Origin of the sequence: Rhodococcus sp. BP-349 (assembly GCF_019835845.1) — a bacterium.
Taxonomy (GTDB): Bacteria; Actinomycetota; Actinomycetes; order Mycobacteriales; family Mycobacteriaceae; genus Rhodococcoides.
Genome location: NZ_JABUDR010000003.1, coordinates 264,343 through 288,725, shown reverse-complemented (window position 1 = coordinate 288,725; position 24,383 = coordinate 264,343). Strand labels below are relative to the sequence as shown.

General features: G+C 68.6%; 25 protein-coding genes and 2 tRNA genes. 10 read left to right on the top strand and 17 right to left on the bottom strand.

All coding sequences use genetic code 11. The annotated features are described in order from the left end of the window. Positions 1 to 3 precede the first annotated feature (3 nt). The 4 genes from HQ325_RS17780 to HQ325_RS17765 are packed head-to-tail and all read right to left on the bottom strand — an operon-like array spanning position 4 to position 3,299. Positions 4 to 975, bottom strand: coding sequence for a DUF3445 domain-containing protein (locus tag HQ325_RS17780; protein WP_222631495.1), 972 nt, complete (start codon positions 973 to 975; stop codon positions 4 to 6). Then, positions 972 to 1,880 (bottom strand): PDR/VanB family oxidoreductase, encoded by a 909-nt coding sequence (locus HQ325_RS17775; RefSeq protein ID WP_222631494.1) that lies wholly within the window; start codon positions 1,878 to 1,880, stop codon positions 972 to 974. The genes HQ325_RS17780 and HQ325_RS17775 overlap by 4 nt, the downstream gene beginning before the upstream one ends. Positions 1,881 to 1,888: 8 nt before the next feature. Continuing rightward, positions 1,889 to 2,269 (bottom strand): dimethylamine monooxygenase subunit DmmA family protein, encoded by a 381-nt coding sequence (locus HQ325_RS17770; RefSeq protein ID WP_222631493.1) that lies wholly within the window; start codon positions 2,267 to 2,269, stop codon positions 1,889 to 1,891. Between the two features lie 40 nt (positions 2,270 to 2,309). Next, complete coding sequence (locus HQ325_RS17765) at positions 2,310 to 3,299, bottom strand: iron-siderophore ABC transporter substrate-binding protein (RefSeq protein ID WP_222632524.1); 990 nt, start codon at positions 3,297 to 3,299, stop codon at positions 2,310 to 2,312. Positions 3,300 to 3,463: 164 nt separating this feature from the next. On the opposite strand from HQ325_RS17765, the gene fdhD reads away from it, so the two are divergent. Further along, complete coding sequence (gene fdhD / locus HQ325_RS17760; protein WP_222631492.1) at positions 3,464 to 4,312, top strand: formate dehydrogenase accessory sulfurtransferase FdhD; 849 nt, start codon at positions 3,464 to 3,466, stop codon at positions 4,310 to 4,312. Here the strand turns inward: fdhD and HQ325_RS17755 are convergent. The 6 genes from HQ325_RS17755 to HQ325_RS17730 form a co-directional block, all read right to left on the bottom strand. Beyond that, a complete protein-coding gene (locus tag HQ325_RS17755; protein ID WP_374107238.1) occupies positions 4,281 to 5,786 on the bottom strand; it encodes an amino acid permease in 1,506 nt (501 codons plus the stop codon). The two genes, fdhD and HQ325_RS17755, sit on opposite strands and share 32 nt — an antisense overlap. 127 nt (positions 5,787 to 5,913) lie before the next feature. After that, the gene (gene clpX / locus HQ325_RS17750) at positions 5,914 to 7,194 is read right to left on the bottom strand and encodes an ATP-dependent Clp protease ATP-binding subunit ClpX (RefSeq protein ID WP_027505654.1); all 1,281 of its coding nucleotides are present in this window, start codon (positions 7,192 to 7,194) and stop codon (positions 5,914 to 5,916) included. A 225-nt stretch (positions 7,195 to 7,419) separates the two neighbouring features. Further along, entirely contained in the window at positions 7,420 to 8,085 is a 666-nt protein-coding gene (locus tag HQ325_RS17745; protein ID WP_027505653.1) for an ATP-dependent Clp protease proteolytic subunit, read from the bottom strand. 79 nt (positions 8,086 to 8,164) lie between these two features. Beyond that, positions 8,165 to 8,761, bottom strand: a complete 597-nt coding sequence (locus HQ325_RS17740; protein WP_051613384.1) for an ATP-dependent Clp protease proteolytic subunit — start codon at positions 8,759 to 8,761, stop codon at positions 8,165 to 8,167. 241 nt (positions 8,762 to 9,002) lie between these two features. Further along, on the bottom strand, positions 9,003 to 10,421 hold the full coding sequence (tig, locus tag HQ325_RS17735; protein ID WP_222631491.1) for a trigger factor: 1,419 nt from the start codon (positions 10,419 to 10,421) through the stop codon (positions 9,003 to 9,005). 115 nt (positions 10,422 to 10,536) lie between these two features. Then, positions 10,537 to 10,610, bottom strand: a tRNA-Pro gene (locus HQ325_RS17730). A 192-nt stretch (positions 10,611 to 10,802) separates the two neighbouring features. Between HQ325_RS17730 and HQ325_RS17725 the strand changes: the two genes are divergently transcribed. After that, positions 10,803 to 10,876, top strand: a tRNA-Gly gene (locus HQ325_RS17725). A 55-nt stretch (positions 10,877 to 10,931) separates the two neighbouring features. Here the strand turns inward: HQ325_RS17725 and HQ325_RS17720 are convergent. After that, positions 10,932 to 11,348 (bottom strand): STAS domain-containing protein, encoded by a 417-nt coding sequence (locus HQ325_RS17720; RefSeq protein WP_222631490.1) that lies wholly within the window; start codon positions 11,346 to 11,348, stop codon positions 10,932 to 10,934. 229 nt (positions 11,349 to 11,577) lie between these two features. On the opposite strand from HQ325_RS17720, the gene HQ325_RS17715 reads away from it, so the two are divergent. The 4 genes from HQ325_RS17715 (at position 11,578) to HQ325_RS17700 (ending at position 15,697) form a co-directional block, all read left to right on the top strand. Continuing rightward, complete coding sequence (locus tag HQ325_RS17715; RefSeq protein ID WP_222631489.1) at positions 11,578 to 12,411, top strand: universal stress protein; 834 nt, start codon at positions 11,578 to 11,580, stop codon at positions 12,409 to 12,411. Between the two features lie 87 nt (positions 12,412 to 12,498). Continuing rightward, positions 12,499 to 13,833 carry an EAL domain-containing protein gene (locus HQ325_RS17710; protein ID WP_222631488.1) on the top strand — a complete coding sequence of 445 codons (1,335 nt, stop codon included), beginning with the start codon at positions 12,499 to 12,501 and terminating at the stop codon, positions 13,831 to 13,833. An 18-nt stretch (positions 13,834 to 13,851) separates the two neighbouring features. Further along, a complete protein-coding gene (locus HQ325_RS17705) occupies positions 13,852 to 14,868 on the top strand; it encodes an iron-containing redox enzyme family protein (protein ID WP_222631486.1) in 1,017 nt (338 codons plus the stop codon). Between the two features lie 37 nt (positions 14,869 to 14,905). Continuing rightward, entirely contained in the window at positions 14,906 to 15,697 is a 792-nt protein-coding gene (locus HQ325_RS17700) for a DUF1542 domain-containing protein (RefSeq protein ID WP_222631485.1), read from the top strand. Between the two features lie 33 nt (positions 15,698 to 15,730). Here HQ325_RS17700 and HQ325_RS17695 read toward each other — a convergent pair whose 3' ends face one another. Both HQ325_RS17695 and HQ325_RS17690 read right to left on the bottom strand, forming a co-directional pair. Beyond that, positions 15,731 to 16,528, bottom strand: coding sequence for an Fpg/Nei family DNA glycosylase (locus tag HQ325_RS17695; RefSeq protein WP_222631483.1), 798 nt, complete (start codon positions 16,526 to 16,528; stop codon positions 15,731 to 15,733). A 39-nt stretch (positions 16,529 to 16,567) separates the two neighbouring features. Continuing rightward, on the bottom strand, positions 16,568 to 17,065 hold the full coding sequence (locus HQ325_RS17690; RefSeq protein ID WP_027505646.1) for a ribose-5-phosphate isomerase: 498 nt from the start codon (positions 17,063 to 17,065) through the stop codon (positions 16,568 to 16,570). A gap of 16 nt (positions 17,066 to 17,081) precedes the next feature. Between HQ325_RS17690 and HQ325_RS17685 the strand changes: the two genes are divergently transcribed. Next, positions 17,082 to 17,792 (top strand): DUF429 domain-containing protein, encoded by a 711-nt coding sequence (locus tag HQ325_RS17685; RefSeq protein ID WP_308014719.1) that lies wholly within the window; start codon positions 17,082 to 17,084, stop codon positions 17,790 to 17,792. Positions 17,793 to 17,831: 39 nt separating this feature from the next. Here the strand turns inward: HQ325_RS17685 and HQ325_RS17680 are convergent, their stop codons facing one another. After that, positions 17,832 to 18,443, bottom strand: coding sequence for a DsbA family protein (locus HQ325_RS17680; RefSeq protein WP_027505644.1), 612 nt, complete (start codon positions 18,441 to 18,443; stop codon positions 17,832 to 17,834). 188 nt (positions 18,444 to 18,631) lie between these two features. Here HQ325_RS17680 and pepN point away from each other — a divergent pair, with 188 nt between their 5' ends. Next, entirely contained in the window at positions 18,632 to 21,214 is a 2,583-nt protein-coding gene (pepN, locus tag HQ325_RS17675; protein ID WP_222631481.1) for an aminopeptidase N, read from the top strand. 82 nt (positions 21,215 to 21,296) lie between these two features. Here pepN and HQ325_RS17670 read toward each other — a convergent pair whose 3' ends face one another. Genes HQ325_RS17670 through HQ325_RS17660 form a run of 3 tightly spaced genes read right to left on the bottom strand, consistent with a single transcriptional unit; the run spans position 21,297 to position 22,782 of the window. After that, positions 21,297 to 21,779, bottom strand: coding sequence for a DUF5130 family protein (locus tag HQ325_RS17670; protein WP_222631480.1), 483 nt, complete (start codon positions 21,777 to 21,779; stop codon positions 21,297 to 21,299). Next, positions 21,766 to 22,041: a hypothetical protein gene (locus HQ325_RS17665; protein ID WP_261769336.1), complete on the bottom strand. Its 276-nt coding sequence runs from the start codon at positions 22,039 to 22,041 to the stop codon at positions 21,766 to 21,768. Before HQ325_RS17665 ends, HQ325_RS17670 begins: the two co-directional genes overlap by 14 nt. An 18-nt stretch (positions 22,042 to 22,059) precedes the next feature. Then, positions 22,060 to 22,782, bottom strand: coding sequence for an HNH endonuclease (locus tag HQ325_RS17660; protein WP_261778507.1), 723 nt, complete (start codon positions 22,780 to 22,782; stop codon positions 22,060 to 22,062). A 221-nt stretch (positions 22,783 to 23,003) separates the two neighbouring features. Here HQ325_RS17660 and HQ325_RS17655 point away from each other — a divergent pair, with 221 nt between their 5' ends. Continuing rightward, complete coding sequence (locus tag HQ325_RS17655; protein ID WP_222631479.1) at positions 23,004 to 23,957, top strand: mechanosensitive ion channel family protein; 954 nt, start codon at positions 23,004 to 23,006, stop codon at positions 23,955 to 23,957. A 20-nt stretch (positions 23,958 to 23,977) separates the two neighbouring features. Next, positions 23,978 to 24,373 (top strand): globin, encoded by a 396-nt coding sequence (locus HQ325_RS17650; protein WP_222631478.1) that lies wholly within the window; start codon positions 23,978 to 23,980, stop codon positions 24,371 to 24,373. Positions 24,374 to 24,383 lie beyond the last annotated feature (10 nt).

The following is a 24,383-nucleotide window of genomic DNA, read 5'->3' as shown; positions in this document are numbered from 1 at the left end:
CGATCACCCGAGCACCGCGCGACGTCTGCTCCGCCACCAGCGGTCGATCGCCGGTCGCAGCGCGGTCAGCCCCTTGTAGTCGGCCATGTCCCGCGGCAGCTCCGCGGTGACCGCGACGACGCGCTCCGCCCAGCCGGGCACCGCGGCGAGTTCGTCGAGCGACGCGTGATGAGTGCGGATGAGGAAGAGGATCGCACCGGACGGAGCGAGGCGCGTCAGGTGCTGCACCTCGACCCGCAGGCAGAGGCGCCGGCCGACCTCGTCGACGGACGCGGTCTCGAGGTGCCGTCGCGCGCGTGCCCACTCCCCGCGCGTCTCCAGAGAGGCGTCGAGCCGATGATCGACCCCGAGCGACCAGTTGGTGCGCCGCACGATCGCTCCCGCACCCAGCCCGAGGAGGAACCCGCGCGCCCGCGCCACGACCCCCTCGTCCCGCACACGCGGGACGGGACCGTGGATGTCCTCGAAGCTCGCACCCAGAGCGAAGTTCATGGACCACCCCGACGCGAACGTCACCACGCCCGCGTCGGCGAACAGCTCACCCCCGCGGGTGTCCAGCAGGACGAGATCGTCCGGCGTCTCGCCCGCCGCCAGCAGCAGTGGATCGACGCTCGGGTCTCCTCTGGCGACGTCGATGCTTGTGCCGGACAACGTGTTCGAGAATCGGACACGCCCGTCGTCGAGGTCGAGCGTCGTCTCGTCGGGCACGCTGCGGTGCAGTTCGGTCAGCACCGTCTCGAGCGCGTCCCACCCGGCCGGTGCCATGTGTGGCAACGACACCGCTCGCCGCGGGTCCCGCGCGAGGATGGTGGCGCGTTCGGCCAGGGCGTCCCGATAGTCGGCGCCCGGTTCGACGACGTGCTCACCCCAGCCGCCCGCGGCGGTCCGATGAGCCGTGCGCGCCGGTTCGAGATTCGTGCTGTACCGGTACGTGTCACCGTCGAAGGGGAACGGGAAGGCCCGTAGGTCGGTCACAGGTCCACCACCAGACGGTCCCCCGCGGCGCGGGACACGCAGACCATCATCGAATCCGACCGGGTGCGTTCGTCGTCGGACAGGAACAGGTCGCGATGATCGACGGCGCCCGCGAGCACGGGCGTCCGACACCGACCGCAGACACCGTGACGACACTGCCGGTCGACGGACACGGCGGCAGTGTCGAGGACGTCCAGCACCGACTCGTCGGCCGACACCGGCAGGGTGCGACCGCTGCGCGCGAGTTCGAGCACGAACGACCGGCGAGGAGTATCGGGGCGGATGAACGCCTCGGTGTGCAGACGGCTCTCCGGCCAGCCCACCGCACGCGCGGCAGTCAGCGTCGCCTCGACGAGAGAGGGTGGCCCGCAGACGAACAGGTGAGTTCCCAGTGGCTGCCGGGTGAGCGCGCCCGCCAGTCCGCTCGTGAAGTCCTCGCGGGCGGTGCTGATCCGCGCATCGCACGACGTGGCCACGTCCTCGGCGAACGCGCCGTGTTCCGGCCGGTGGACGTAGTGCACCTCGGCGGTCGACCCGAGCCACCGCGCCAGGGACAGGATCGGCGTGATGCCGATCCCGCCGGCCACCAGCAGGTGCCTCCGCGCACGGAGAACCGGAGCGAAGGTGCTGCGCAGAGTGTCGACCTCGACGAGGTCACCCGGGCGCCGGCTCTGCAGCCATCGCGACCCCGCGCCGACGGCGAGTACCGCGAACGAGTAGAGGGACGGGGCGTGCGGCGGCCCGATCAGGGAGTACGCGTTGTACGGGGCGGACGCGTCGTCGCCGCAGCGCACCACCACGTGGCTTCCGGGGACGAACGACGGCAGCGCATCCCCCGACCGCAGCGGCGCGAGGTCGATGCGCCGCACCGAACCGTCCGGAGCGACCGCTGTCGAGTGCACCACCCACATCCTCACGGCGCGGCGTCCGGAACGCCCAGGCGAGCAGCGAGACGGCTCGAGACATGGTCGGTCACCACGAGATCCGCACCGCAGGACCCACAGGGCGGTGCCGGTCCGACTGTTCCGCACACCGGGCAGTAGACGTCGAGATCGCCGTCCGGCGTGACGCCGACGGAGATCTCGTCGGGTTCTGCGCCCGCCCGCAGCGCCCGCTCGCGGTAGACCGCGACATCGGCTGCGGAACCGATCAGCACACAGCGCCAGCCGACCACCGCACGTTCCGTCTCGGCGTCGAACCACGCGTCCGACTCCGGACCTCGCGCCGCGAATCGGCCCGGGCGCTCACCGGCCGAGTCCGGACGGTCGGCGTCGCCGATGATCAGCACGGTCACGCGGCCGACAGTACCGCCGGCCGATCCGCCGTCGGGCGTGTCAGCGCACGAGAGGTGCCAGCCGGCCGGGGATCTCCTGCAACGCGAACGGCAGGCTGAGCACGGTGCTCCACGCCATGGCCTCGGCGGCCTCGTCCTCGAGAATGATCACGCGATTCTCCTGGACGGCGGACAGCTGCTGGTAGACGGGAGTGGCCGCCAGCTCGGCACGGAGCTTGTCACCGAAGCCGCCACCGGCGTACCAGACGAGCACGTCGACGTCGGCGAGAGACAACTGCTCGGTGCTCACGGTGGCGAAGTTGCGCTCGCCCACCTGGTCGACGACCGGCGGATTCACGAAGCCCAGTTCGTTGAGGAAGCGCACCTTCGGGTCCTGCGCGCCGTAGACACCGAACTGTCCGGGACCCTGCAGTGCTCCGAGCAGCACCGTCTTGCCGGCGAACGACGGGTTGGCGGCAGCCGTGTCGGCGAACTCGCGCTCGAGATCGGTGATCAGCGTGCTCGCCTGATCGGCCCGACCGAGCGCCTGGCCGAGAAGCGTGGTCTGGTCGCGCCACGGAATGCCGTAATCGACGAAACCGGTCGGCTGAGTCACGGTGGGGGCGAGCTGGGACAACGAGTCGAACTCCGACTGCGTGATACCGGCATACGTACCGACGATGAGATCGGGGCCTGCCGACGCCACCTTCTCCACGTCGATGCCCTCGGACGCGGTCCCGACGATCGCCGGTGCGGCGCCCCCCAGCGCCGACTGCGCCCAGGGCCAGGTCGCGGACGGGTAGTCGCCGTACCAGTCGAACACTCCGACCGGAACGACACCCAGCGCGAGGAGGGTGTCCTGGTCGTTGTACCCGACGCTGACGACGCGCTGCGGATCTGACGGCACGCTGACCTCGCCGTACTTCGTGGACACGGCCGCGCCGGAGTCCTGCGATCCGCCGGAGTCCGAACTGCTGCACGCAGCGGCCACCGCGACGATCGCGCCGGTGGCACCGAGGAGGAAAGTACGACGTGAGACGCCGGCCGACATGGCCATGGTGAGGTGGTCCCTTCGATGGACGGCGGGGACCCAGCCCCCCTGGTGTAGGCAAGGCTAACTTATGCATCGGCGCCTCGGACACGGGTCCGTCCGCGCGCCGAGCCGACGCGGGTCCACTATGGAGTCATGAGCACGTTGCACGAGAGCCACCACTGATGGGCCGCGCCACCGTCCGCCGTCCGGTCGTCCGGATCCGCGGGCCACACCGCTCCTCGCGGCCCGACACCGTGGTCGCCGAGGAACCGTTGGAGTTGCGGGTCGGCGGCAAGGCACTGGCCGTCACCATGCGTACGCCCGGACACGACGTCGAACTCGCGCACGGGTTCCTCGCCACCGAGGGCGTCATCGGCGGCCGCGACGACATTCTGGCCGCACGGTACTGCGACGGCGTCGACGACGAGGGGCTCAACACCTACAACGTGCTCGATCTCGCTCTCGCAGCGCATGTTCCACCGCCCGACCCCGGGGTCGAACGGAACTTCTACACGACGTCGTCCTGCGGCGTCTGCGGCAAGGCGTCACTCGATGCAGTGCGTCTGAAGACCCGTCACTCCCCCGCAGCCGACGGCGCGACCGTCACCACGACCGTCCTGACCACGCTGCCGGACACCCTGCGCGAGCACCAGCGCATCTTCGCGTCCACGGGCGGGCTGCACGCGGCCGCACTCTTCGACACGGACGGCACACTTCTCGCGGTGCGGGAGGACGTCGGCCGACACAACGCCGTGGACAAGGTGATCGGGTGGGCGGTGCTCGAAGGACGAGTTCCCCTCACGGGAACTTTGCTCATGGTCAGCGGACGCGCGTCCTTCGAGCTCGCTCAGAAGGCCGTCATGGCCGGGATCCCGATCCTCGCCGCGGTGTCCGCGCCGTCGTCGCTCGCCGTCGACCTCGCCGACGAGTCCGGCCTGACTGTCGTCGGCTTCCTCCGCGGAGACGGTATGAACGTCTACACCCACGCCCACCGTGTGATCAGCGAGCCGCCGCTCGACGCCGCCCGGTGATCTGACCGGCAACGGTGAGCACCACGATCACTGCGAGGGTGGCCAGTACCTGACGACGGGACGACCCGTCCGTCAGCATCAGGGCGGTCAGGCCCACGAGCAGCGCGAGCGCCAGCCAGCTCAGGTACGGGAACGCCCACATCCGAACAGGCAGCGGACCTGCCGCCTCCAGACGGCGTCGTAGTCGTAGCTGCGACGCCACCGTCATCGCCCAGATCGCCAAGAGGGACGCGCCCACGGCGTTGAGCAGGAACGTCAGCAGACCGTCGAGGTCGAGATAGTTCAGCAGCACGGCCACGAAGCCGAAGAACACCGAGACCAGCAGCGCGGCACGCGGGACCCCCGACCCATCCACCCGCGCCAACGGGCCATGCCCGTCCCGCCCACCACCGGCCGGCCTCCGGCCTCCCCGCCCACCACCGGCCGGCCTCCGGCCTCCCCGCCCACCACCGACCGGCCTCCGGCCTCCCCGCCCACCACCGACCGGCCTCCGGCCTCCCCGCCCACCACCGGCCGGCCTCCGGCCTCCCCGCAGCGCCAGCGAGTACATCATCCGGCTGGTCGCGTAGATCTGCGCGTTGAAGGCACTGAGCAGTGACAGCACGATGATCGCCTCCATGAAGCCGACCACCCCCGAGAAATTCGCCTGCTGGAGCACCAGCGTGAACGGGCTCTCCGCGGCCGACTGCGCCTCGTCGAGACGGTTCCACGGCAGCAGCAACGTGATCACCAGGATCGACCCGAGGTAGAAGACGCTGATGCGCCACACGACGCTGCGCACGGCGCGCCCCACCGACAGGGCCGGGTCCTTCGACTCGGCCGCCGCGATGGTCACGATCTCGATGCCGCCGAAGGCGAAGGCCACGACCAGCAGACCCGCAGCGATGCCCGAGACGCCGTTGGGCGCGAACCCACCGAGACCGGTGAAATTGGCGAAGCCGACAGGGTCCGAACCGGGCAGCAGGCCGAACACCAGCAGCGTCCCGATGACGAGGAACCCGATGATGACGGTGACCTTGATGGCAGCGAACCAGAACTCGAACTCGCCGAAGTTCGACACCTTCGCCAGGTTGATCGCGGCGAAGACGACCATGGCCACGAGGGCGGGAATCCACGGATCCACACCGAACCACGCGCCCATGAACGCTGCGGCGCCGGTCATCTCGGCGCCCATGACCATGACGAGGGTGAACCAGTAGAGCCAGCCGGTGACGAAGCCGGCGGTGCGGCCGAACGCCATCTCGGCGTACGTCGAGAACGATCCCGACGACGGCGAGGCGGCAGCCATCTCGCCGAGCATGCGCATGACGAGAACGACGAGGAAGCCGGCGATGGCGTAGGACAGGAGGACGGCGGGTCCCGCGGCGGCGATGCCGGCGCCGGTGCCCAGGAACAGGCCGGCGCCGATCGCGGAGCCGAGACCCATCATCGTCAGGTGGCGGACCTTCAGTCCGTCGGTGAGTGAGTCGACCATGAGAAGAACACGGTATCGCCACGCCCCGGCAGGGGCCCCGGCGCCTCCACACCGGCACCGACCTCGTCCCGACGCACGAGAGCCCCGGCGACCGTCGGTCGTCGGGGCTCTCGATCGAGCAGAAGGGTCAGGCGCTCTTCTCGCGCCGTTCCGGCCGGTCCGGCTTGCGCGGCACGATGGTGGGGAGCACGTTGTCGTTCACGGTCTCCGCCGTCACGACCACCTTCGCCACGTCGTCACGACTGGGGATGTCGAACATGACCGGGTTGAGCACTTCCTCCATGATGGCGCGCAGTCCACGAGCGCCCGTGCCACGGTGGATGGCCTGTTCTGCCATCGCGTCCAGCGCGTCCGGGGTGAACTCCAACTCGACACCGTCCATGTCGAACAGGCGTGTGTACTGCTTCACCAGGGCGTTCTTCGGCTCCGACAGGATGGTCACGAGGGACTCCTTGTCCAGATGCGTGACCGACGCGACGACGGGCAGGCGACCGATGAACTCGGGAATCAGACCGAACTTGATCAGATCCTCGGGCATGACCTCGGCAAAGTGGTCCTGCGTGTCGATCTCGGCCTTCGAGTGGACCTCGGCACCGAAGCCGAGGCCACGCTTGCCGATGCGGTCCGACACGATCTTCTCGAGACCGGCGAACGCACCGGCGACGATGAAGAGCACGTTGGTCGTGTCGATCTGGATGAACTCCTGGTGCGGGTGCTTGCGACCACCCTGCGGCGGAACACTGGCCTGCGTGCCCTCGAGGATCTTGAGCAGGGCCTGCTGCACACCCTCGCCGGAGACGTCGCGCGTGATCGACGGGTTCTCGCTCTTGCGGGCGATCTTGTCGACCTCGTCGATGTAGATGATGCCGGTCTCGGCGCGCTTGACGTCGTAGTCCGCAGCCTGGATGAGCTTGAGAAGGATGTTCTCGACGTCCTCACCCACGTACCCGGCCTCGGTCAACGCGGTGGCGTCGGCGATGGCGAACGGGACGTTCAGCATCTTCGCCAGCGTCTGTGCGAGGTAGGTCTTGCCGCAGCCGGTGGGGCCGAGCATCAGGATGTTCGACTTGGCCAGTTCCACGGTCTCACCACGGGCGTCGCGGGCCTTGTCGCCGGCCTGGATGCGCTTGTAGTGGTTGTACACCGCGACGGCGAGACGACGCTTGGCCGTGTCCTGGCCGATGACGTAGTTCTCCAGGAAGTCGCGAATCTCCGCGGGCTTGGGCAGTTCGTCGAGCTTGACCTCGCTCGACTCGGCCAGTTCTTCCTCGATGATCTCGTTGCACAGATCGATGCACTCGTCACAGATGTAGACACCTGGTCCGGCAATGAGCTTCTTGACCTGCTTCTGGCTCTTTCCGCAGAAAGAGCACTTGAGCAGATCACCACCGTCACCGATGCGTGCCATGTGCGTTAGTCCTCACTAGTGAAAGAGAATCTCTGCGTGCGACCGTACCCGCCTTCGCGGCCGGAGGTCGACTTCTGACGCATCCCGAACGAGCATGTCGGAGCGGCGCCGTACCCCCTCGGACGTGGGTGAATCGATGCAGTCCGAACGCTCGGAACCGGCCGGGACCACCCCGTCCACCACCCGTCGTCCGGGCGTGTCGGAGCGGCCTCCGGCCGGCCGGCGTCACTTGCGTGCGGAGAGCTTGCGGTACTCGAAGACGGTGTCGATGATCCCGTAGTCCTTGGCCTCCTCGGCCGTCAGGATCTTGTCGCGATCGGTGTCCTTGCGGATGACGTCGGCGTCCTTGCCGGTGTGGCGACCGAGGGTGGTCTCCATCAGACGGCGCATGCGCTCGATCTCCCGAGCCTGGATCTCGAGGTCGGACACCTGGCCCTGCACACCGCCGGTGGACGGCTGGTGGATGAGGACGCGAGCGTTCGGCAGTGCCGCACGCTTGCCGGGGGCACCCGCTGCGAGCAGCACCGCGGCGGCCGACGCGGCCTGACCGAGGCAGACGGTCGCGACATCGGCGCGCACGTACTGCATCGTGTCGTAGATCGCCATCAGCGACGTGAACGAGCCACCGGGCGAGTTGATGTACATCGTGATGTCGCGGTCGGGATCGAGACCCTCGAGCACCAGCAGCTGCGCCATGATGTCGTTCGCCGAGGCGTCGTCGACCTGCACGCCGAGGAAGATGATGCGCTCCTCGAAGAGCTTGTTGTACGGGTTCGACTCCTTGACGCCGTAGCTGGAGTGCTCGACGAAGGACGGGAGGATGTAGCGGGAATCGGGCCCGGCGGGCGAGCTGGAGCCGGGGAGAGAACGGGGATCGAAGAGCTGGGACATCAGTACTCCAAGGGTGTGGGTGAAGAGATCGGACGACCGACAGGAGCGAGCGCGTGACGCGCTGCGCTGTCCGGTCCGATCAGTTGTCGGCTCCGCTGGTGCCGCCGGCCTGCTCGGCGCGTGTGATGACGTGATCGACCATGCCGTACTCGAGTGCCTGCTGCGCCGTGAACCACCGATCGCGGTCGGAGTCCTCGGTGACCTGCTCGAACGACTGACCGGTGTGCTGAGCGATCAGTTCGGCCATCTCGCGCTTGGTGAGGGCGAACTGCTCGGCCATGATGGCGATGTCCGCTGCGCTGCCACCGATTCCGGCGGACGGCTGGTGCATCATGATGCGGGCGTGCGGCAGTGCGTAGCGCTTGCCCTTGGTCCCGGCGGTGAGCAGGAACTGGCCCATCGACGCGGCCAGACCCATCGCGTAGGTCGCGACGTCGCACTCCGCGAAGTTCATCGTGTCGTAGATCGCCATACCGGCCGAGACGGAACCGCCGGGCGAGTTGATGTAGAGCGCGATGTCGCGAGTGGGGTCCTCCGCCGAGAGCAGGAGGATCTGTGCGCACAGCTTGTTCGCGATGTCGTCGTCGACCTGAGTGCCGAGGAAGATGATGCGCTCACGGAGCAGACGCTCGTAGACGGAGTCGCTGAGGTTGAGTCCGGCGGTCGCGGACGTCATGGCCGGAGCGGTCACGATCGACCCTGCCTGACGGGACGGCCCTGCCTGGTCGGTGTTGGTCGCCGGGTTCGTGGTGGTCACGGTACCTGCCTTCTCGTGCTCGATGTGGTCTCGCCTGAACGAGTTTCTCGCCGTGAGCGCGAACGTTCCCTGTGGACGGAACGCTCACGTTCTCTGTCACCGACACTAACGAAGGACGGCGGCCCCGGAGTCCCGGAACCGCCGTCGTTCGCTGTGAGCGTTACTTCTGCTGTTCGCCCGCAGACGAATCGTCCGCAGCCGAATCCTCCGTGGACGACTCGATCTCCGCCGACTCGGTCTCGTCGGAGGCCTCGTCCTCGGGATCTCCGAAGAGCTCCTTGGTGTCGACGCTCGCACCGGCGGTGTCGGTCACCGAGACGCGATCGACGATGGCGGCGAGCGCCTTGCTGCGACGGATGTCGGCGAACAGGGCGGGAAGCTGGTTGGCCTGCTGCACCTGCTGGATGAACTCCTCCGGCGCGATGCCGTAACGCTGCGCCTGGAAGACGATGTTCTGGGTCAGCTCTTCCTGTCCGACCTGGACCGACTCGGCGTCGGCGATGGTGTCGAGCAGGAGCTGAGTGCGCACGGACTTCTCGGCACTCTCACGCGCGTTCGTGTCGAACTCCTCGCGCGAGGAGCCTGCTGCCTCGAGCTGCTGCGCGAGCTTGTCCTCGTCGTGGTCGAGAGGATGGATCGCGTCGTGCACCGCGGAATCGACCTCGGCCTTGACGAAGGCCTCGGGAACCGGGACCTCGACGGACTCGAGCAGAGCCTCGAGCACCTTGTCGCGGATCTGTCCGGCCTGCTCGACCTTCTTGACGCGGGCCACGCGCTCGCGCAGATCGGCCATCAGCTCGTCGAACGTGTCGAACTGGCTCGCCAGCTGGGCGAACTCGTCGTCGGGCTCGGGCAGCTCGCGCTCCTTCACCGACTTCACCGTGACGGTGACCTGCGCTTCCCGACCGGCATGCTCACCGGCGAGCAGCGTCGTCGGGAACTCCTTCGAGTCACCCACGGACAGGCCGACGATCGCGTCGTCGAGCCCCTCGATGAGCTGGCCGGAGCCGACCTCGTGGGACAGGCCCTCGGTCGACGCCTCCGGCACGTCGTTGCCGTCGACCGTGGCCGACAGGTCGATGGAGACGAAGTCGCCGGTCTGGGCCGCGCGCTCGACACCGGTGAGGGTTCCGAAACGCTGACGCAGCGAAAGGAGCTGCTCGTCGACGGCCTCGTCGGTGATCTCGACCGGGTCGACGGTGACGGTGACGGTCGAGAAGTCGGGCAGCGTGATCTCGGGACGCACGTCGACCTCGGCGGTGAAGACGATCTCCTCGCCGTCCTCGAGCTTGGTGATCTCGATGTCCGGCTGACCGAGGGGCTTCAGCTCGGTCGAGCTGAGCGCGTCGTTGTACTTGGCGGGCAACGCGTCGTTGACCACCTGGTTCAGGACGTTCGCGCGGCCGACGCGTGCCTCGAGAAGCTTCGCGGGCGCCTTGCCGGGCCGGAACCCGGGCAGGCGGATCTGCTGCGCGAGCGTCTTGTAGGCGCGGTCGAAATCAGGCTTCAGCTCCTCGAAGGGCACCTCGACGTTGATACGGACTCGCGTCGGGCTCAGCTGCTCGACAGTGCTCTTCACGAACGTGCTCCTTCATCTGCTCGACTGCAGTGATTCGGTGTCGGACTGTGGTGGTGCGGGGTGGTTCCGGTGGGAAGGTGGATCTGGACCATTCGATCGCGGCGACCGACGTCTGTCGGGATGACAGGATTCGAACCTGCGACCCTCCGCTCCCAAAGCGGATGCGCTACCAAGCTGCGCCACATCCCGTTCCTCGTGCACGCCGTCACCCTCGATCGCGGCGATTCGCACCGGCAAGGCCACAGCGACGTGCGCCGACGATCCTACGGCGGTACCGCCGAGGCGCCGACGGCGGGCCGATTTCTCGAACGCGCGCGACGTTCGGTACAGTTCCTCAACGCAGGCGGCAGGAGCTGGCGATCCCAGCACCGCCGCAGGCATGCGGGCGTAGCTCAATGGTAGAGCCTCAGTCTTCCAAACTGATTACGCGGGTTCGATTCCCGTCGCCCGCTCCACGAACGCGAGAGCCCCCCGATTCACCGAATCGGGGGGCTCTCGTGTGTTCGGGGGTCAGCCGGCGTCGGACAAGACTCCGGCGCCGTCGCGCGCCGAGGCGACCAGCGACACGGCCTCGAAGATGCTTCCGCACACGGTGATCGGTGAGCAGACACCGAGGAGCTCGAGCGGGCGTCGCACCGCGGGATCAGTGGCCACCAAGACCATCGGACGGACCGAGAGCGAGGACGCGGCGCCCAGGAGCAACACGGCGCCGGCGCTGCCCAGGAAGGTCACGTCCGACAGGTCGAGAACCACGTCCTCGTGGCCGCGCGCTGCCACGCGTGCCAGGACCTCGCGGAGTTCGGGCGTGGTGCTCATGTCGATCTCGCCGCCGACCGACACCACGGCGACGTCGCCGCGCTCGTATTCGAGAACGGTGAGATCGGCAGCGTCGAAGGAAAGGTGGGTGTCGAGTCCGTGTGCGGTCATTACTGTGTCTCCCGGTTCGTGTGCGTCGATCTCGTTCCTCGGCGTCTGCCTTAGATTCGCCCGCCAGAGTGACGAGGCTGCGTGCAGAGCATCACGATCCGATAACGTTCGCAGCACATCGAGATAACGCCGTTGCAGACGCAACTGCCTGTTCCGGACATGACCTCGCCTCGCGTCGGGAACACTGTGGTCATCCCGGCACCGTCCGCACGAACCGTTGGAGGCCTGCATGCCCGTGTCCCACCCCGTCGTCGTCGGAGTCGACGGATCGTCCGCAGCGCTCGCGGCCGTGCGATGGGCCACCCGGCTCTGCACCGCTCGCGGCCTGCCCCTCGTGCTGGTCACAGCGGTGTCCGCGCCGGCCTTCGCGGACGTCGACGACACTGCGGCGAGTGCGCTCGACCGCATTCTCGCCGACGGCGTGGACGCGGCGCGGGCCGTGGCGGCCGACGTGTCCGTCTCCACCGAGACCCACCACGGCACCCCCGCCGGAGTTCTGGTCGAACGATCGACGGACGCCGCGATGATCGTCGTGGGGACGCGGGGGCTCGGCGAGTTCACCGGAGGACTCTCCGCGTCGGTGAGCACGGCGGTGGCGACACACGCCTCGTGCGCCGTCACCGTGGTGCCCCTGGACACGCCGCCGAACGAGGGCACGGGACACGCCGTCGTCGTCGGGGTCGACGGCACGGACAACAGCGTGCCCGCCGTCCGCTGGGCGTTCGAGATCGCCTCGTCACGCGGGGCATCGCTGATCGCCGTGCACGCGTGGAGCGACATCGACGTTCCCGGCGGCCGCGGTCGATCCGCCGAGGACGAGGAGGCCGTCCTCGCGGAGACGATGGCCGGATGGTCGCAGGACTACCCCGACGTCGAGGTGCGGCGCGTGGTGGTCCAGGACCGGCCGGTGCGGGAACTCGTGGCCAGATCGGCCGAGGCGGACCTCGTCGTGGTGGGTCGCCGCGGACGGGGTGGATTCACCTCGCTCCTGCTGGGATCGACCAGCCGAGCCGTGATGCACTCGGTGGACGTCCCTGTCACCGTCGTGCCGTCGCCCGTCTGATCCGTCCTCGCGCTCGCGAGGGGTGATCGGCCTACTGTTTCAGATGCTGCAGGACGCGGACTCGGTCCGCCGACGAGAGGACCGGGCGTGGAAGAGATCCCCGCAGGCCTGACGGTCCACTCCCTCTACCAACCTGTCGTCGACCTCTCGACGCGCGCGCTGGTCGGCTACGAGGCCCTCGCCCGCGGCCCCGTCGGCACACCCTGGGAGTCACCCGCCGCACTGTTCGAGTCGGCGCGTGCGCACGGGACCGTCGGTCAGCTGGACTGGATGTGCCGTGTCAGCGCACTCCGGGGCGCCCTCGAGGCCAATCTGCCGACCGGGTTGCAGCTGTTCGTCAACATGGAACCCAGTGCGATGAACCTCGCGCCCCCGGCGGGTGTGGCCGCTCTGCTCGCCGAGGCGTCGCGCTTGTCGGTGGTCGTGGAGATCACCGAGCGCGATCTCCTCGCCGACCCCGCGTCGCTGCTCGCGGCGGTGGAACGAGTGCGCGACCGGCGGTGGCTGGTGGCGGTGGACGACGTGGGAGCCGAGACGGCGAGTCTGGCGCTGCTGCCGTTCCTGCGGCCCGACATCATCAAGCTCGACATGACGTTCACCCAGCAGAGGGCGACGACGGACACCGCGCGCGTACTGGCGGCGGTCTCCGCGGAGTCCGACCGCACGGGAGCGGTCGTCCTCGCCGAGGGCATCGAGACCGAGGAGCACCTGCATCTCGCTCGCGAGATGGGCGCCGCTCTCGGCCAGGGCTGGCTCTTCGGTACACCTGCTCCCCTGCCGCGCCGGGAGCCGCACGCCGGCCCGACCGCCGCCGACCTGCCGTCGGACTCCCCCTTCGCCGCCGGGCTCACCCACCGCATGCCGTCGGCGCCGACGCCCTTCGCACTCGCCGCGGCCACCGGTGGGATCCGCCGCGGGCGCCTGTCGTTGCTCTCCACGATCATCGACCAGTTCGCGCTCCACGCCGCGGCCACCGGGCCGTCGACCATCGTGCTGGCCACGGTTCCGCACTCGTTCGAGGTGTCCGCCGAGCAGATGGACCAGGCCGCGCACCTCGCTGCGTCCGGCACGCTCGTCGCGCTGTTCGGTCGGGGCGGCGCCGCGCACACACCGCCGGTGCCCGGACTGCACACCATGAGACTGCCCGCCGCGGACCCCCTGTTGCGGGAACTGTCGGTGATCGTCGTGAGCCCGCACTTCACCGCCGCCGTCCTCGGAGCCGAAGCGGACGGCGGCGGGTCGGCCGAGTCGGACCCGGTGTTCGACTACCGACTCACGTACGACCGGGAACTGGTGCTCGACGCGGCCACCCTGCTGCTCCGCCGCACCACTCCCGTACCGACCGAGCCCGGATCGGGTCCCCTGCCCGTCTTCGGACCTCAGCGACCACCGCGCATGTTCGGACCCGGCCGAAGTGGGTAGTCGACCGAGGTGACCGCGATGCTGAACGACACCCCGACCGTCTCGACCCCGCCGACCGCAGCCGCGCTGCCGACGGCGCGCGGGCCGTTGTCCTCCGCCGTCCTGTCCGCTCTGGTGCAGCCCCCGTCGGAGGCGCCCGCCATCACGGTGTCTGTCGGGGACGCGGATCCCTACGGTGACGACCTGCATCTCGCGCTGTACCTCTGCTACGAACTGCACTACCGCGGGCTCCCCTGTGTCGACGACGCCTGGGAGTGGAATCCCGACCTCCTGCGTCTACGTGCCGACATGGAGCGCGTCTTCCTCGCCGACGTCCGTGCGCACGTGACGGTGGGCGGCTCGGCGGCGGACGAGATGGACCTGTTGTCGACGGAACACGTCGACGGGTCCGGTCCGTCTTTTCACCTCCGCGACATCGGGACCGCCGAGCAGATGCGGGAGTATCTCGCGCACCGTTCGCTCTACCACCTGAAGGAAGCCGACCCCCACGCCTGGACGATCCCGCGGCTGCAGGGACAGGCCAAGGCCTCCTACGTCGCCGTCGAGTTCGACGAGTTCGGCGGTGGGCGTGGAAGCCGGATGCACCAGAACCTCTTTCGCGATCTCCTCGCAGCGGCGGGACTCGACGCGACGTACCTCGGTTACCTCGACCGGGTGGGTGCGCCGACTCTGGCACCGGTCAACCTGATGTCGATGTTCGGACTGCACCGATCGCTGCGCGGCGCTGCCGTCGGCCACCTCGCCGCGACCGAGATCACCTCCTCACCCGGATCGCAGCGGCTGGTGAAGGCGTTGCAGCGGTTGGACTTCCCCGCCGAGTGCGTCGCGTTCTACGCCGAGCACGTCGAGGCGGACGCGGTGCACGAGCAGGTCATGCGACACGACGTGGTGGGCGACCTCGTCGCTCGCGAACCGGAACTCGAGGCGGACGTCGTCTTCGGGATGCGCGCCATCGACCACGTCGAGAACGTCCTGGCGGACCATCTGATGGACGCGTGGAGCAACGGCCGGGAGTCGCTGCGCCCCGCGCCGTGATCCGCGTCGAGAACCGGACTCTCCGTACACTGGGACCATGGAACCTCTGCTCCTGATCATCGTCGTCGTGGCTCTGGTCGTCAGCGTCGTCGTCGTGTCCCAGCGCAGGTCCGGCCGACGGAGCCTCGAGTCGCTCGACGACGCCAAGGCCGACGCACGCCAGTCCATCGAGCGCCTCGGCGGCCAGGTGTTCAACCTGGTGGGCTCGGACACGGCCTCCAAGCAGGCGCTGGCCGATGCGTCCGAGCGCTACACGGCCGCGGGCTCACAGATCGATCAGGCGCAGTCTCCCACCCAGGCACGTCTGGCCAAACAGACTGCGCTGGAAGGGCTCTACTACATCCGCGCAGCCCGGCTCGCGATGGGCATGGACCCCGGCCCCGAGGTACCCACCATCGACGGACAGAAGTCCGCGGGTGAGGTCACCGAGGAGCGCACGGTGGACTACGAGGGGCGCGCCGTGACCGCGAGTCCCGGTCCCTCCGAGAAGACCCCGAACTACTACCCCGGTGGACGCGTGGCGGGTCGCCCCGTCCCCGCCGGGTGGTACTCGGAGCCGTGGTGGAGGCCCGCCCTGGTGGCCGGCGCGTGGGGCATGGGATCCATGTTCCTGTTCTCCGCGATGTTCTCCGGAATGGCCGGCGTGGGGTACGGGGCGGACAACTTCGCCAGCGGTGAGGGCGACGGGACCGACACGAGCGACGGGGGCTACGACGGTGGGGGCGACTCCGACGGCGGCGGGTTCGACGACGGCGGCGGGTTCGATGGCGGTGGCGGGTTCGACGGCGGCGGGTTCGATGGCGGCGGCGGGTTCGACGGGGGTTTCTGACCTCGACCGTCGCCGATCAGTGCTCGACCGGCCTCACGTCGCCTGACACGTCGGGCACCAGAACAGGTTGCGTCCCTTCATGTCCGCGGTGAGGATGGTCGTGCCACAGATCAGGCACGGTTGGCCGTTCCGCTTGTAGACGTAGGAACGCGGACGTCCCGGTCCTCGCGACCCGGTGCCCGAGTCGTGTTCCTTGTCCAGCGTGATGATGCGCCCGCGGCGAACGCCGACCTTCATCAGCTCGACGAGGTCGGTCCACATCTGGTCCCACTCCTCGTGATCGAGGTGCTTGCCGGTGCGGAACGGACTGATGCGGTGCCGGAACAACAGTTCGGCTCGGTAGACGTTGCCGATGCCGGCGATGACGTCCTGCTCCATCAGCAACGCGCCGACCGCCATGGCCGACTTGTGGATCCGGTGGAACGCCTTCTCCGGGTCGGACTCCTTGCGCAGCGGATCGGGACCCAGGCGCGCCACCAGCGCGTCGACCTGTGTGTCGTCGAAGATCTCGCACCGGGTGGGGCCGCGCAGGTCGGTGCCGTACTCCTCCCCCACCATGCGCATCCGCACCTGGCCGACGGGCTCCTTCATGGGAACGGACTGCTCGCCGAACTTGCCGTACAGCCCGAGGTGGACGTGGACGATCGCCCCGTTGTCGTACCGGTGGAGCAGATGCTTGCCCCACGCGTCGGCGCGCTTCAGGACATGCCCGGAGACCCACTCGGCACCGTCGACGAAACGTCCCTGCGGACTGGACACCTCGATGACCTGGCCGCCGAAACGCTTCTGGTGCAGTCGCGCCAGACGATGGAGAGTGTGCCCCTCGGGCATGGGTGGTACCTGACTACTCGGGCTGTGGTGCGGACCCTCTTATTCGGAGCCGCCGTCGGCCGAGGGTGCACCGGGAACGGCCGGCGCGTCGCCGGTGCGCTCGTACTCGGACAGGATGTCGATGCGGCGCTGGTGGCGCTCCTCGCCCGACCACGGGGTCTCGAGGAACGCGTCCACGATCGCGAGCGCCTCGGGCAGTGTGTGCATGCGGCCGCCGATGCCGATCAGCTGCGCCTTGTTGTGCTGACGCGCGAGCTGAGCCGTCTCGACGCTCCAGGCGAGTGCGCACCGCGCGCCGGGGACCTTGTTGGCCGCGATCTGCTCCCCGTTGCCGGAGCCACCGAGCACCAGTCCGAGGCTCTCCGGGTCGGCGACCGTGCGGCGAGCCGCCTCGATGCAGAACGCCGGGTAGTCGTCCACCGCGTCGTACGTGAACGCACCGCAGTCGATCGGCTCGTGTCCCGATTCCCGCAGGTGGTCGATGATCTGATTCTTGAACTCGAAGCCGGCGTGATCGGCACCCAGGTATACGCGCATGGCTAGAGTTTGACAGGTGCCCCCCTCCGCCCCGACGCCACCGTGCGGGTGGGGCCCCGTCGCCGGGGTGGACGGCGCCGCGGGCCGGTGGGTGGTGGCTCGTCTGCACGAGGGACGAGTGTCGTTGACGCTGGTCGACACCGTCACGGCCGTCCTGGACACCACGCGGGACTGTGCGGCCGTCGGGGTCGACATGCCGCTGACCGTGCCCGACACCGGAGTGCGAGCGAGCGAACTCCAGGTTCGGACGTTCCTGGGCCCGGCGCGATCGTCGCTCTTCCCCACGCCGGTACGCGACGCGGTGTGGGCGGCCTCCTGGGAGGACGCCTGCGTGATCGCCCGCGCTCGCACGGGCAAGGCCATCAGCAAGCAGTCCTGGTACCTCACGGACCACATCCGGGCCTGGTACGCGGCCGACCCCGACATCGCACGGGTGATCGAGGTGCACCCGGAATCCTCGTTCCGGGCACTCGCCCCCGCCACCCGCTTCACATCGAAGAAACGAGCGCGCGGCATCGCCCAACGCCTGCAAGCACTCTCGGCAGTGGTGGACGTGCCGGCGCTACTGGAGGCCACGAGTGCGATCGAGGACGGGCCCGCGATGGACGACGTGCTCGACGCGGTGGCGGCCGCCTGGTCCGCGCGTCGCTGGCTCGGCGGCGAGGCACTGGAGTTCGGGGACGGCACTCGCGATCGCCGCGGCCGTCCCGACCTCATCGTGGTCTGACGCACCCCGCCGGATTCACCGACGGGGTGCGCGGTCGACTCAGTCGAACTGCGGGTCCTCGTTGCGAGAACGCTTGAGCTCGAAGAAGTGCGGGTACGACGCGAAGATCACCGACGCGTCCCACAGCTTGCCGGCCTCCTCGCCGCGCGGGATCCTCGACAACACGGGACCGAAGAAGGCGACACCGTTGACGTGGATGGTCGGCGTGCCGACGTCCTTGCCCACCTTGTCCATTCCCGCGTGGTGACTCTTGCGCAGCGCGTCGTCGAACTCGCTGCTCGCGGCCGCCTCGGCCAACGAGGCCGGGAGGTCCAGTGCAGCGAGCGACTTCTGGATCACGTCCGGGAAGTCCTTGTTGCCCTCGTTGTGGATTCGCGTCCCCATCTCGGTGTAGAGCGGCGCGAGGATCTCGTCGCCCTTCTCCTGCGCGGCCGCGATCGCGACGCGGACGGGGCCCCACGCCTTCTTCATCATGTCCTGGTACTCGTCGGGAAGATCGCGTCCCTCGTTGAGGACCGCCAGGCTCATGACGTGGAAGTTCGTCTCGATGTCGCGAACCTTCGCCACCTCGAGAATCCAGCGCGAGGTGATCCAGCACCACGGGCAGAGCGGGTCGAACCAGAAATCTGCCACGTCCTTGCTATCGCTCACGTCGGTCCTTTCGTCGTCGGGTAGTGCTCGGTGTTCGGCTGGTCTGCGGAGCGTCCCGCACAGTGGGCCGGTGACACGAACTCTGCACACCTGTTCTACCCGCCCGCGGCGACCGGCGTCATGATGGGATGGACACAGCCGCGACCGCAGTTCGGCGGTGGCAGAAGAAATCGACAGAAAGGGTGCACGTGGTTGCCCCCAATTTGACCAGGGACCAGGCAGAGGAACGGTCCTCGCTGCTCACGGTCACGCACTACTCCATCACTCTCGACCTGACCGACGGAGCCGGTGGCCCGGGCGAGAAGACCTTCTCCTCGACCACCACCGTCACCTTCGACGCGACTGCCGGAGCCTCCAGTGTCGTCGACATCGTCGCCGACTCGGTGACCTCCGCGACGCTCAACGGGACCGACGTCGACGTCTCCTCCTACGACGAGTCGACGGGCATCGCGCTCACCGACCTCGCGGAGCACAACGAGCTCACCGTGGTCGCCGAGTGCGTCTACTCCCACACCGGTGAGGGCCTGCACCGCTTCGTCGATCCGTCGGACGGCTCCGTCTACCTGTACAGCCAGTTCGAGACCGCGGACGCCAAGCGCATGTTCGCGTGCTTCGATCAGCCGGATCTCAAGGCGACCTTCGACATGACGGTGACGGCACCGAAGGACTGGGCCGTCATCTCCAACGCCGCTGCCGCTGAGACCTCCGAGGCGTCCGGTGCCACGACGCACGTGTTCGAGACGACTCCCGTGATGAGCACCTACCTCGTCGCGCTCATCGCCGGCCCGTACGCGCAGTGGACCGATTCCTACTCGGACGACCACGGCACCATCCCGCTCGGAATCTACTGCCGCGCATCGCTGTCGGAGTACATGGATGCCGATCGCCTCTTCACCGAGACCAAGCAGGGCTTCGAGTTCTACCACCGTAACTTCGGTGTCCCGTACGCCTTCGGCAAGTACGACCAGCTGTTCGTGCCCGAGTTCAACGCGGGCGCGATGGAGAACGCCGGTGCGGTGACCTTCCTGGAGGACTACGTCTTCCGGTCCAAGGTGACGCGCTACTCCTACGAGCGCCGCGCCGAGACCGTGCTGCACGAGATGGCCCACATGTGGTTCGGCGATCTCGTGACCATGCGGTGGTGGGACGACCTGTGGCTCAACGAGTCCTTCGCCACGTTCGCGTCGGTGCTCTGCCAGTCGGAGGCCACCGAGTACACCAGCGCGTGGACCACGTTCGCGAACGTCGAGAAGAGCTGGGCCTACCGCCAGGACCAGTTGCCGTCGACGCACCCCATCGCCGCGGACATTCCCGATCTCGCCGCAGTCGAGGTCAACTTCGACGGCATCACCTATGCCAAGGGCGCCAGCGTCCTCAAGCAGCTCGTCGCCTACGTCGGTCTCGAGGACTTCCTCGCGGGTCTGCGCAGCTACTTCCGCGACCACGCCTTCGGCAACGCGACCTTCTCGGATCTGCTGTCGGCTCTCGAGGCCTCGTCCGGTCGCGACCTGTCGGACTGGGGTGATCAGTGGCTGCGCACCACCGGCCTGAACACCCTGACACCGGAATTCGAGATCGACGACGACGGCAACTACTCGTCCTTCTCCGTCGTGCAGGGGGCCGCGGCACCCGGCAAGGGTGAGCGCCGCGTGCATCGCATCGCCGTCGGCATCTACGACGGTGACGACTCCGGCGCCCTGACCCGTACCCAGCGAGTCGAGCTCGACGTCGAGCCGCAGGAGCGCACCGAGGTTCCCGCGCTGGTGGGCACGCCTGCCGGTCGGTTGGTGCTCGTCAACGACGACGACCTGACGTACTGCTCGCTGCAGCTGGATCCGGCCTCGCTCGAGACGCTGATCGCGCGCATCGGCGACATCACCGAGTCGCTCCCTCGCACGCTGGCGTGGTCGGCGGCGTGGGAGATGACCCGGCAGGCCGACCTGAAGGCACGCGACTTCGTCGCTCTGGTGCAACGCGGCATCACCTCCGAGACCGAGGTCGGAGTCGTGCAGCGGCTCCTGCTGCAGGCGCAGACCGCGCTCGGCAGCTATGCCGAGCCGGGGTGGGCGCAGTCCACGGGTTGGCCCGAGTTCGCCGACCGCCTCCTCGAGCTGGCGCGCGCGGCCGACGGTGGGTCGGATCATCAGCTGGCCTACGTCAACGCGCTGGCCTCGTCCGTGCTGGCCGAGCGCCACACGGCCGTGCTGCAGGCGCTGCTCGACGGAGACGTGGACGGCCAGGATCTGGGCGGCCTCACCGTCGACACCGATCTGCGCTGGCGGTTCGTCACCGCTCTGGCACGCAGCGGCGCGATCGACACGGGGTCCGACACGCCCGTGATCGACGCCGAGGCCGAGAAGGACAACACCGCGGCCGGTGCCCGCAACGCGGCGGCGGCGCGAGCCGCCCGCCCGCAGGCCTCGGTCAAGGAGGAGGCGTGGACCACGGTCATCGACAACGACTCCCTGCCCAACATCACCGCGCGTGCCATCATCGGCGCGTTCCCCGGTGCGGGCCAGGGAGAGTTGTTGGAGCCGTTCGTCTCCCGCTACTTCGACGCCATCTCCGACGTCTGGGCACGTCGTTCCAGCGAGGTCGCGCAGACCGTCGTCGTCGGCCTGTACCCGACCTGGTCCATCGATGAGCAGTCGGTGGCGGCGGCGGACGAATTCCTCGCGGGCGACCACCCGCCGGCCCTCGCGCGCCTCGTCGTCGAGGGTCGCGCGTCCGTGGTGCGGTCACTCGCCGCCCGAGCGGCGGACGGTGCCTGACCGCACCTGACTCGCGCACGGGACAAGGGCCCATCATCCTCGCGGATGATGGGCCCTTGTCTCTGTGCCGGGTGGCGCCGTGTCAGGCGGACGGGCCGGTGATCGCCGCACTCATGACGCGCACGGCGGCGACGAGGCCGTCGATCAGGTCGCCGTCACGGAAGGATCCCGTGGCCGCGGTGATACCGAGCTGCGCGATGCGGTCGTCGACGAGATGGGCGACGCCGCGACCGGAGCGAACCTCGATGGCGTGCTGATTCGGAGAGACGGCGATGAGCACGGAGTACTCGGCCTCGGGTGTAGCGGCGAGAGCGGCGTCCGCACCCGCGGCGGCATCGGTCCCGAGGTCACCGACCAACACGTTGAAACGGATGCCGGTGCGGCGCGTGGCCTCGATCAGCGATTCGTCGAGCTGGATCAACTCGTCGGTCGCGAACGGGGACAGGTCGGGGTTGACGGTGCCAACCTGGTGCACACCGGAGACCCGACCGCTCGCGGTCACCACATGGCCGACGGGAAGGTTCTCCTCGTCGATCCGACGGGTCGAGAGTTCACCACTTGCCACTTGCCCGGCCTCCTACCAGCGAAGCCGAACCCGCGGTGAGTTCGGCGTGTGTCGAATGCGCAGCGTGCTGCGAGTACGGCGTCACCTCGTCCGTGGCCGACCACAGCACCGGGGCGTGGTCCCACTGCTGCCCGAGTCGGTAGGGGGCGGGACGCGGCGCGGGATCGGTCGACGTGATCTTCGCGAACACGAAGAGCGCGAGGAACAGTGCCAACGGAATCAGTCCGAAGATCAGCGCGGTTTCGAGGATGCTCACGCCCATCACCTTAGTGGACGGGTGTCAGGCCGCGCCCTCACCCAGGTACGGCAGCCAGGTGGGATCGAGTTCCTTGATGCTCGCGAGCAGTCGCCAGTGCGGGCCTTTCGGCGGGACCAGCGCGGCGCGCAGGGTCCACCCCAGCTCGCTGAGCATCTTGTCCGCCTTGCGGTGGTTGCAGGAAGCGCAGCACGCGACGCAGTTCTCCCAGGAGTGACCGCCGCCGCGACTGCGCGGCACCACGTGGTCGATGGTCTCGGCCTTGGAACCGCAGTACGCGCAGCGGAAGCGGTCCCGATGCATCAGAGCCGCCCGGGTCATCGGGATACGCGCTCGGTACGGCACCCGCACGTACGAGCGGAGACGGATGACCGACGGCACCTGCAGTGCGATGTCGGCGGAGTGGACGACGGGACCGTCGTCGTCGTCGTGGACCACGACGGCCTTCTCGCAGACCAGTAGGACGACGGCCCGCCGCATCGGCAGCGCGGTGAGAGGTTCGAACGTGGCATTGAGGAGCAGGACGCGTCGCTTCACCCAGGCGGGGACGGCGTCCTCGTGATCGAGGTGCCCGTCGACGTCGGCCGGATCGGAGTGATCGGTGACGGCGTGCAACGACGCGCCACCGAAGACGATGGGGTGTTCGGACTGGGGTCGTGCCCCCGACGCGCCGCCCTGCTCGGCGTCGGTGGGCGACAGTTGTCGATGCCCGGTCCGCGCCCTCGCGACAGTCCCGCTCTTCTTCATGCCACCTCCAGTGACCACTGCGCACGGCGCGACTACCACTGGTTTGCGACAGCCACCGCCCGCACGTGAAGACCACCACAGTGCATCACGAATCGGTGCCGTTCGCACGCTCATTCGAGGTCGAGCTGACGGCCACGCGGTGAACTCTGGGTGTCCCCCGCACGGGCGGTGGCACGGCGGGGACGGGTGGCGCGCCTCGTGGAGATCCGTAGACTTTTCGGGTGTATTCCTTCGACCCGAACGACGTCCTCGCCCTCTCGCTCTCCGACACCGGCCGCGACTGGTTGATCCAACGCCCGCTCCAGGTTCTGGGGTACGCCCTGCTCGCTGTCGTTCTGCGTTTCGTCCTGCACCGCATGATCGACCGCTTCACCAGCCGCTCACCGGGAGCCGCGCGCAGCGCCGCGGGCAAGCCGCCCCTGCTGCGACCACTACGCGAACGTGCTCCCGCCGGGGTCACCACGACCATCCTGAACGAGCGTCGCAATCAGCGCGCACGCACCATCGGGTCGGTGCTCAAGTCGGCCGTCTCGGTCGGCATCCTGGTCTGGTTCGTGCTGTCCGCACTCTCCATCGTCGGCGTGAACGTCGCGCCCTTCATCGCGTCGGCGGGCATCGTGGGTGTCGCGTTGGGCTTCGGTGCACAGAACCTCGTTCGTGACTTCCTGTCCGGCATCTTCATGCTGCTCGAGGATCAGTACGGGGTCGGCGACATCGTCGACCTCGGTGAGGCGTCGGGCACGGTGGAGACCGTCGGCCTCCGGGTCACGACGGTCCGCGACATCTCCGGGACGCTCTGGTACGTCCGTAACGGCGAGGTTCTGCGTGTCGGCAACATGAGCCAGGGCCACGCCGTCGCCGTGTTGGATCTCCCGGTCAGTCACTCGGCCGACATCGACGTCGCGTGCGAGGTGGCGGAGCGCACGGCGCACGACGCGATCGAGCGCGGCGAGTTCCAGGAAGACATCCTGGAGGCACCGCAGATGCTCGGTGTCGATGCCGTCACCTCGGACACCGTGACCCTTCGCCTGACCATCAAGGTCCGCCCGGGCCGACAGTGGGCCGTACAGCGCCAGTTGCATCGTCAGATCCTCGACGCCTTCGACGAGTCCGGCATCGCGGCGCCCTACCCGAACGGGCGCCCCTTCGGACCCGCCCCGAGTCTGACGAAGTGATCGTGGAGAACAATGGAGCCATGACCGAGCCCGCACAGACCTTCTACGACGCGGTCGGTGGCGCAGAGACCTTCCGCAGCCTGACCGCGCGCTTCTACGCCGAGGTCGAGCGGGACGAGATTCTGCGTCGGCTGTACCCGGAGGAGGACCTCGGCCCCGCGGAGCGGCGCATGCGCATGTTCCTCGAGCAGTACTGGGGTGGTCCGCGTACCTACTCGGACGAGCGCGGCCACCCGCGTCTTCGGTTGCGGCACTCACCGTTCGTCATCGGCCCGTTCGAGCGCGACGCCTGGCTGCGCGCGATGCACACAGCCCTGGCGTCGATCGACTCGGACACCATGGACGATGCGCATCGACAGCAGTTCGTCGACTACATCGAGATGGCGGCGAACTCGATGGTGAACTCGCCGCTCTAGTGCTGCGCGG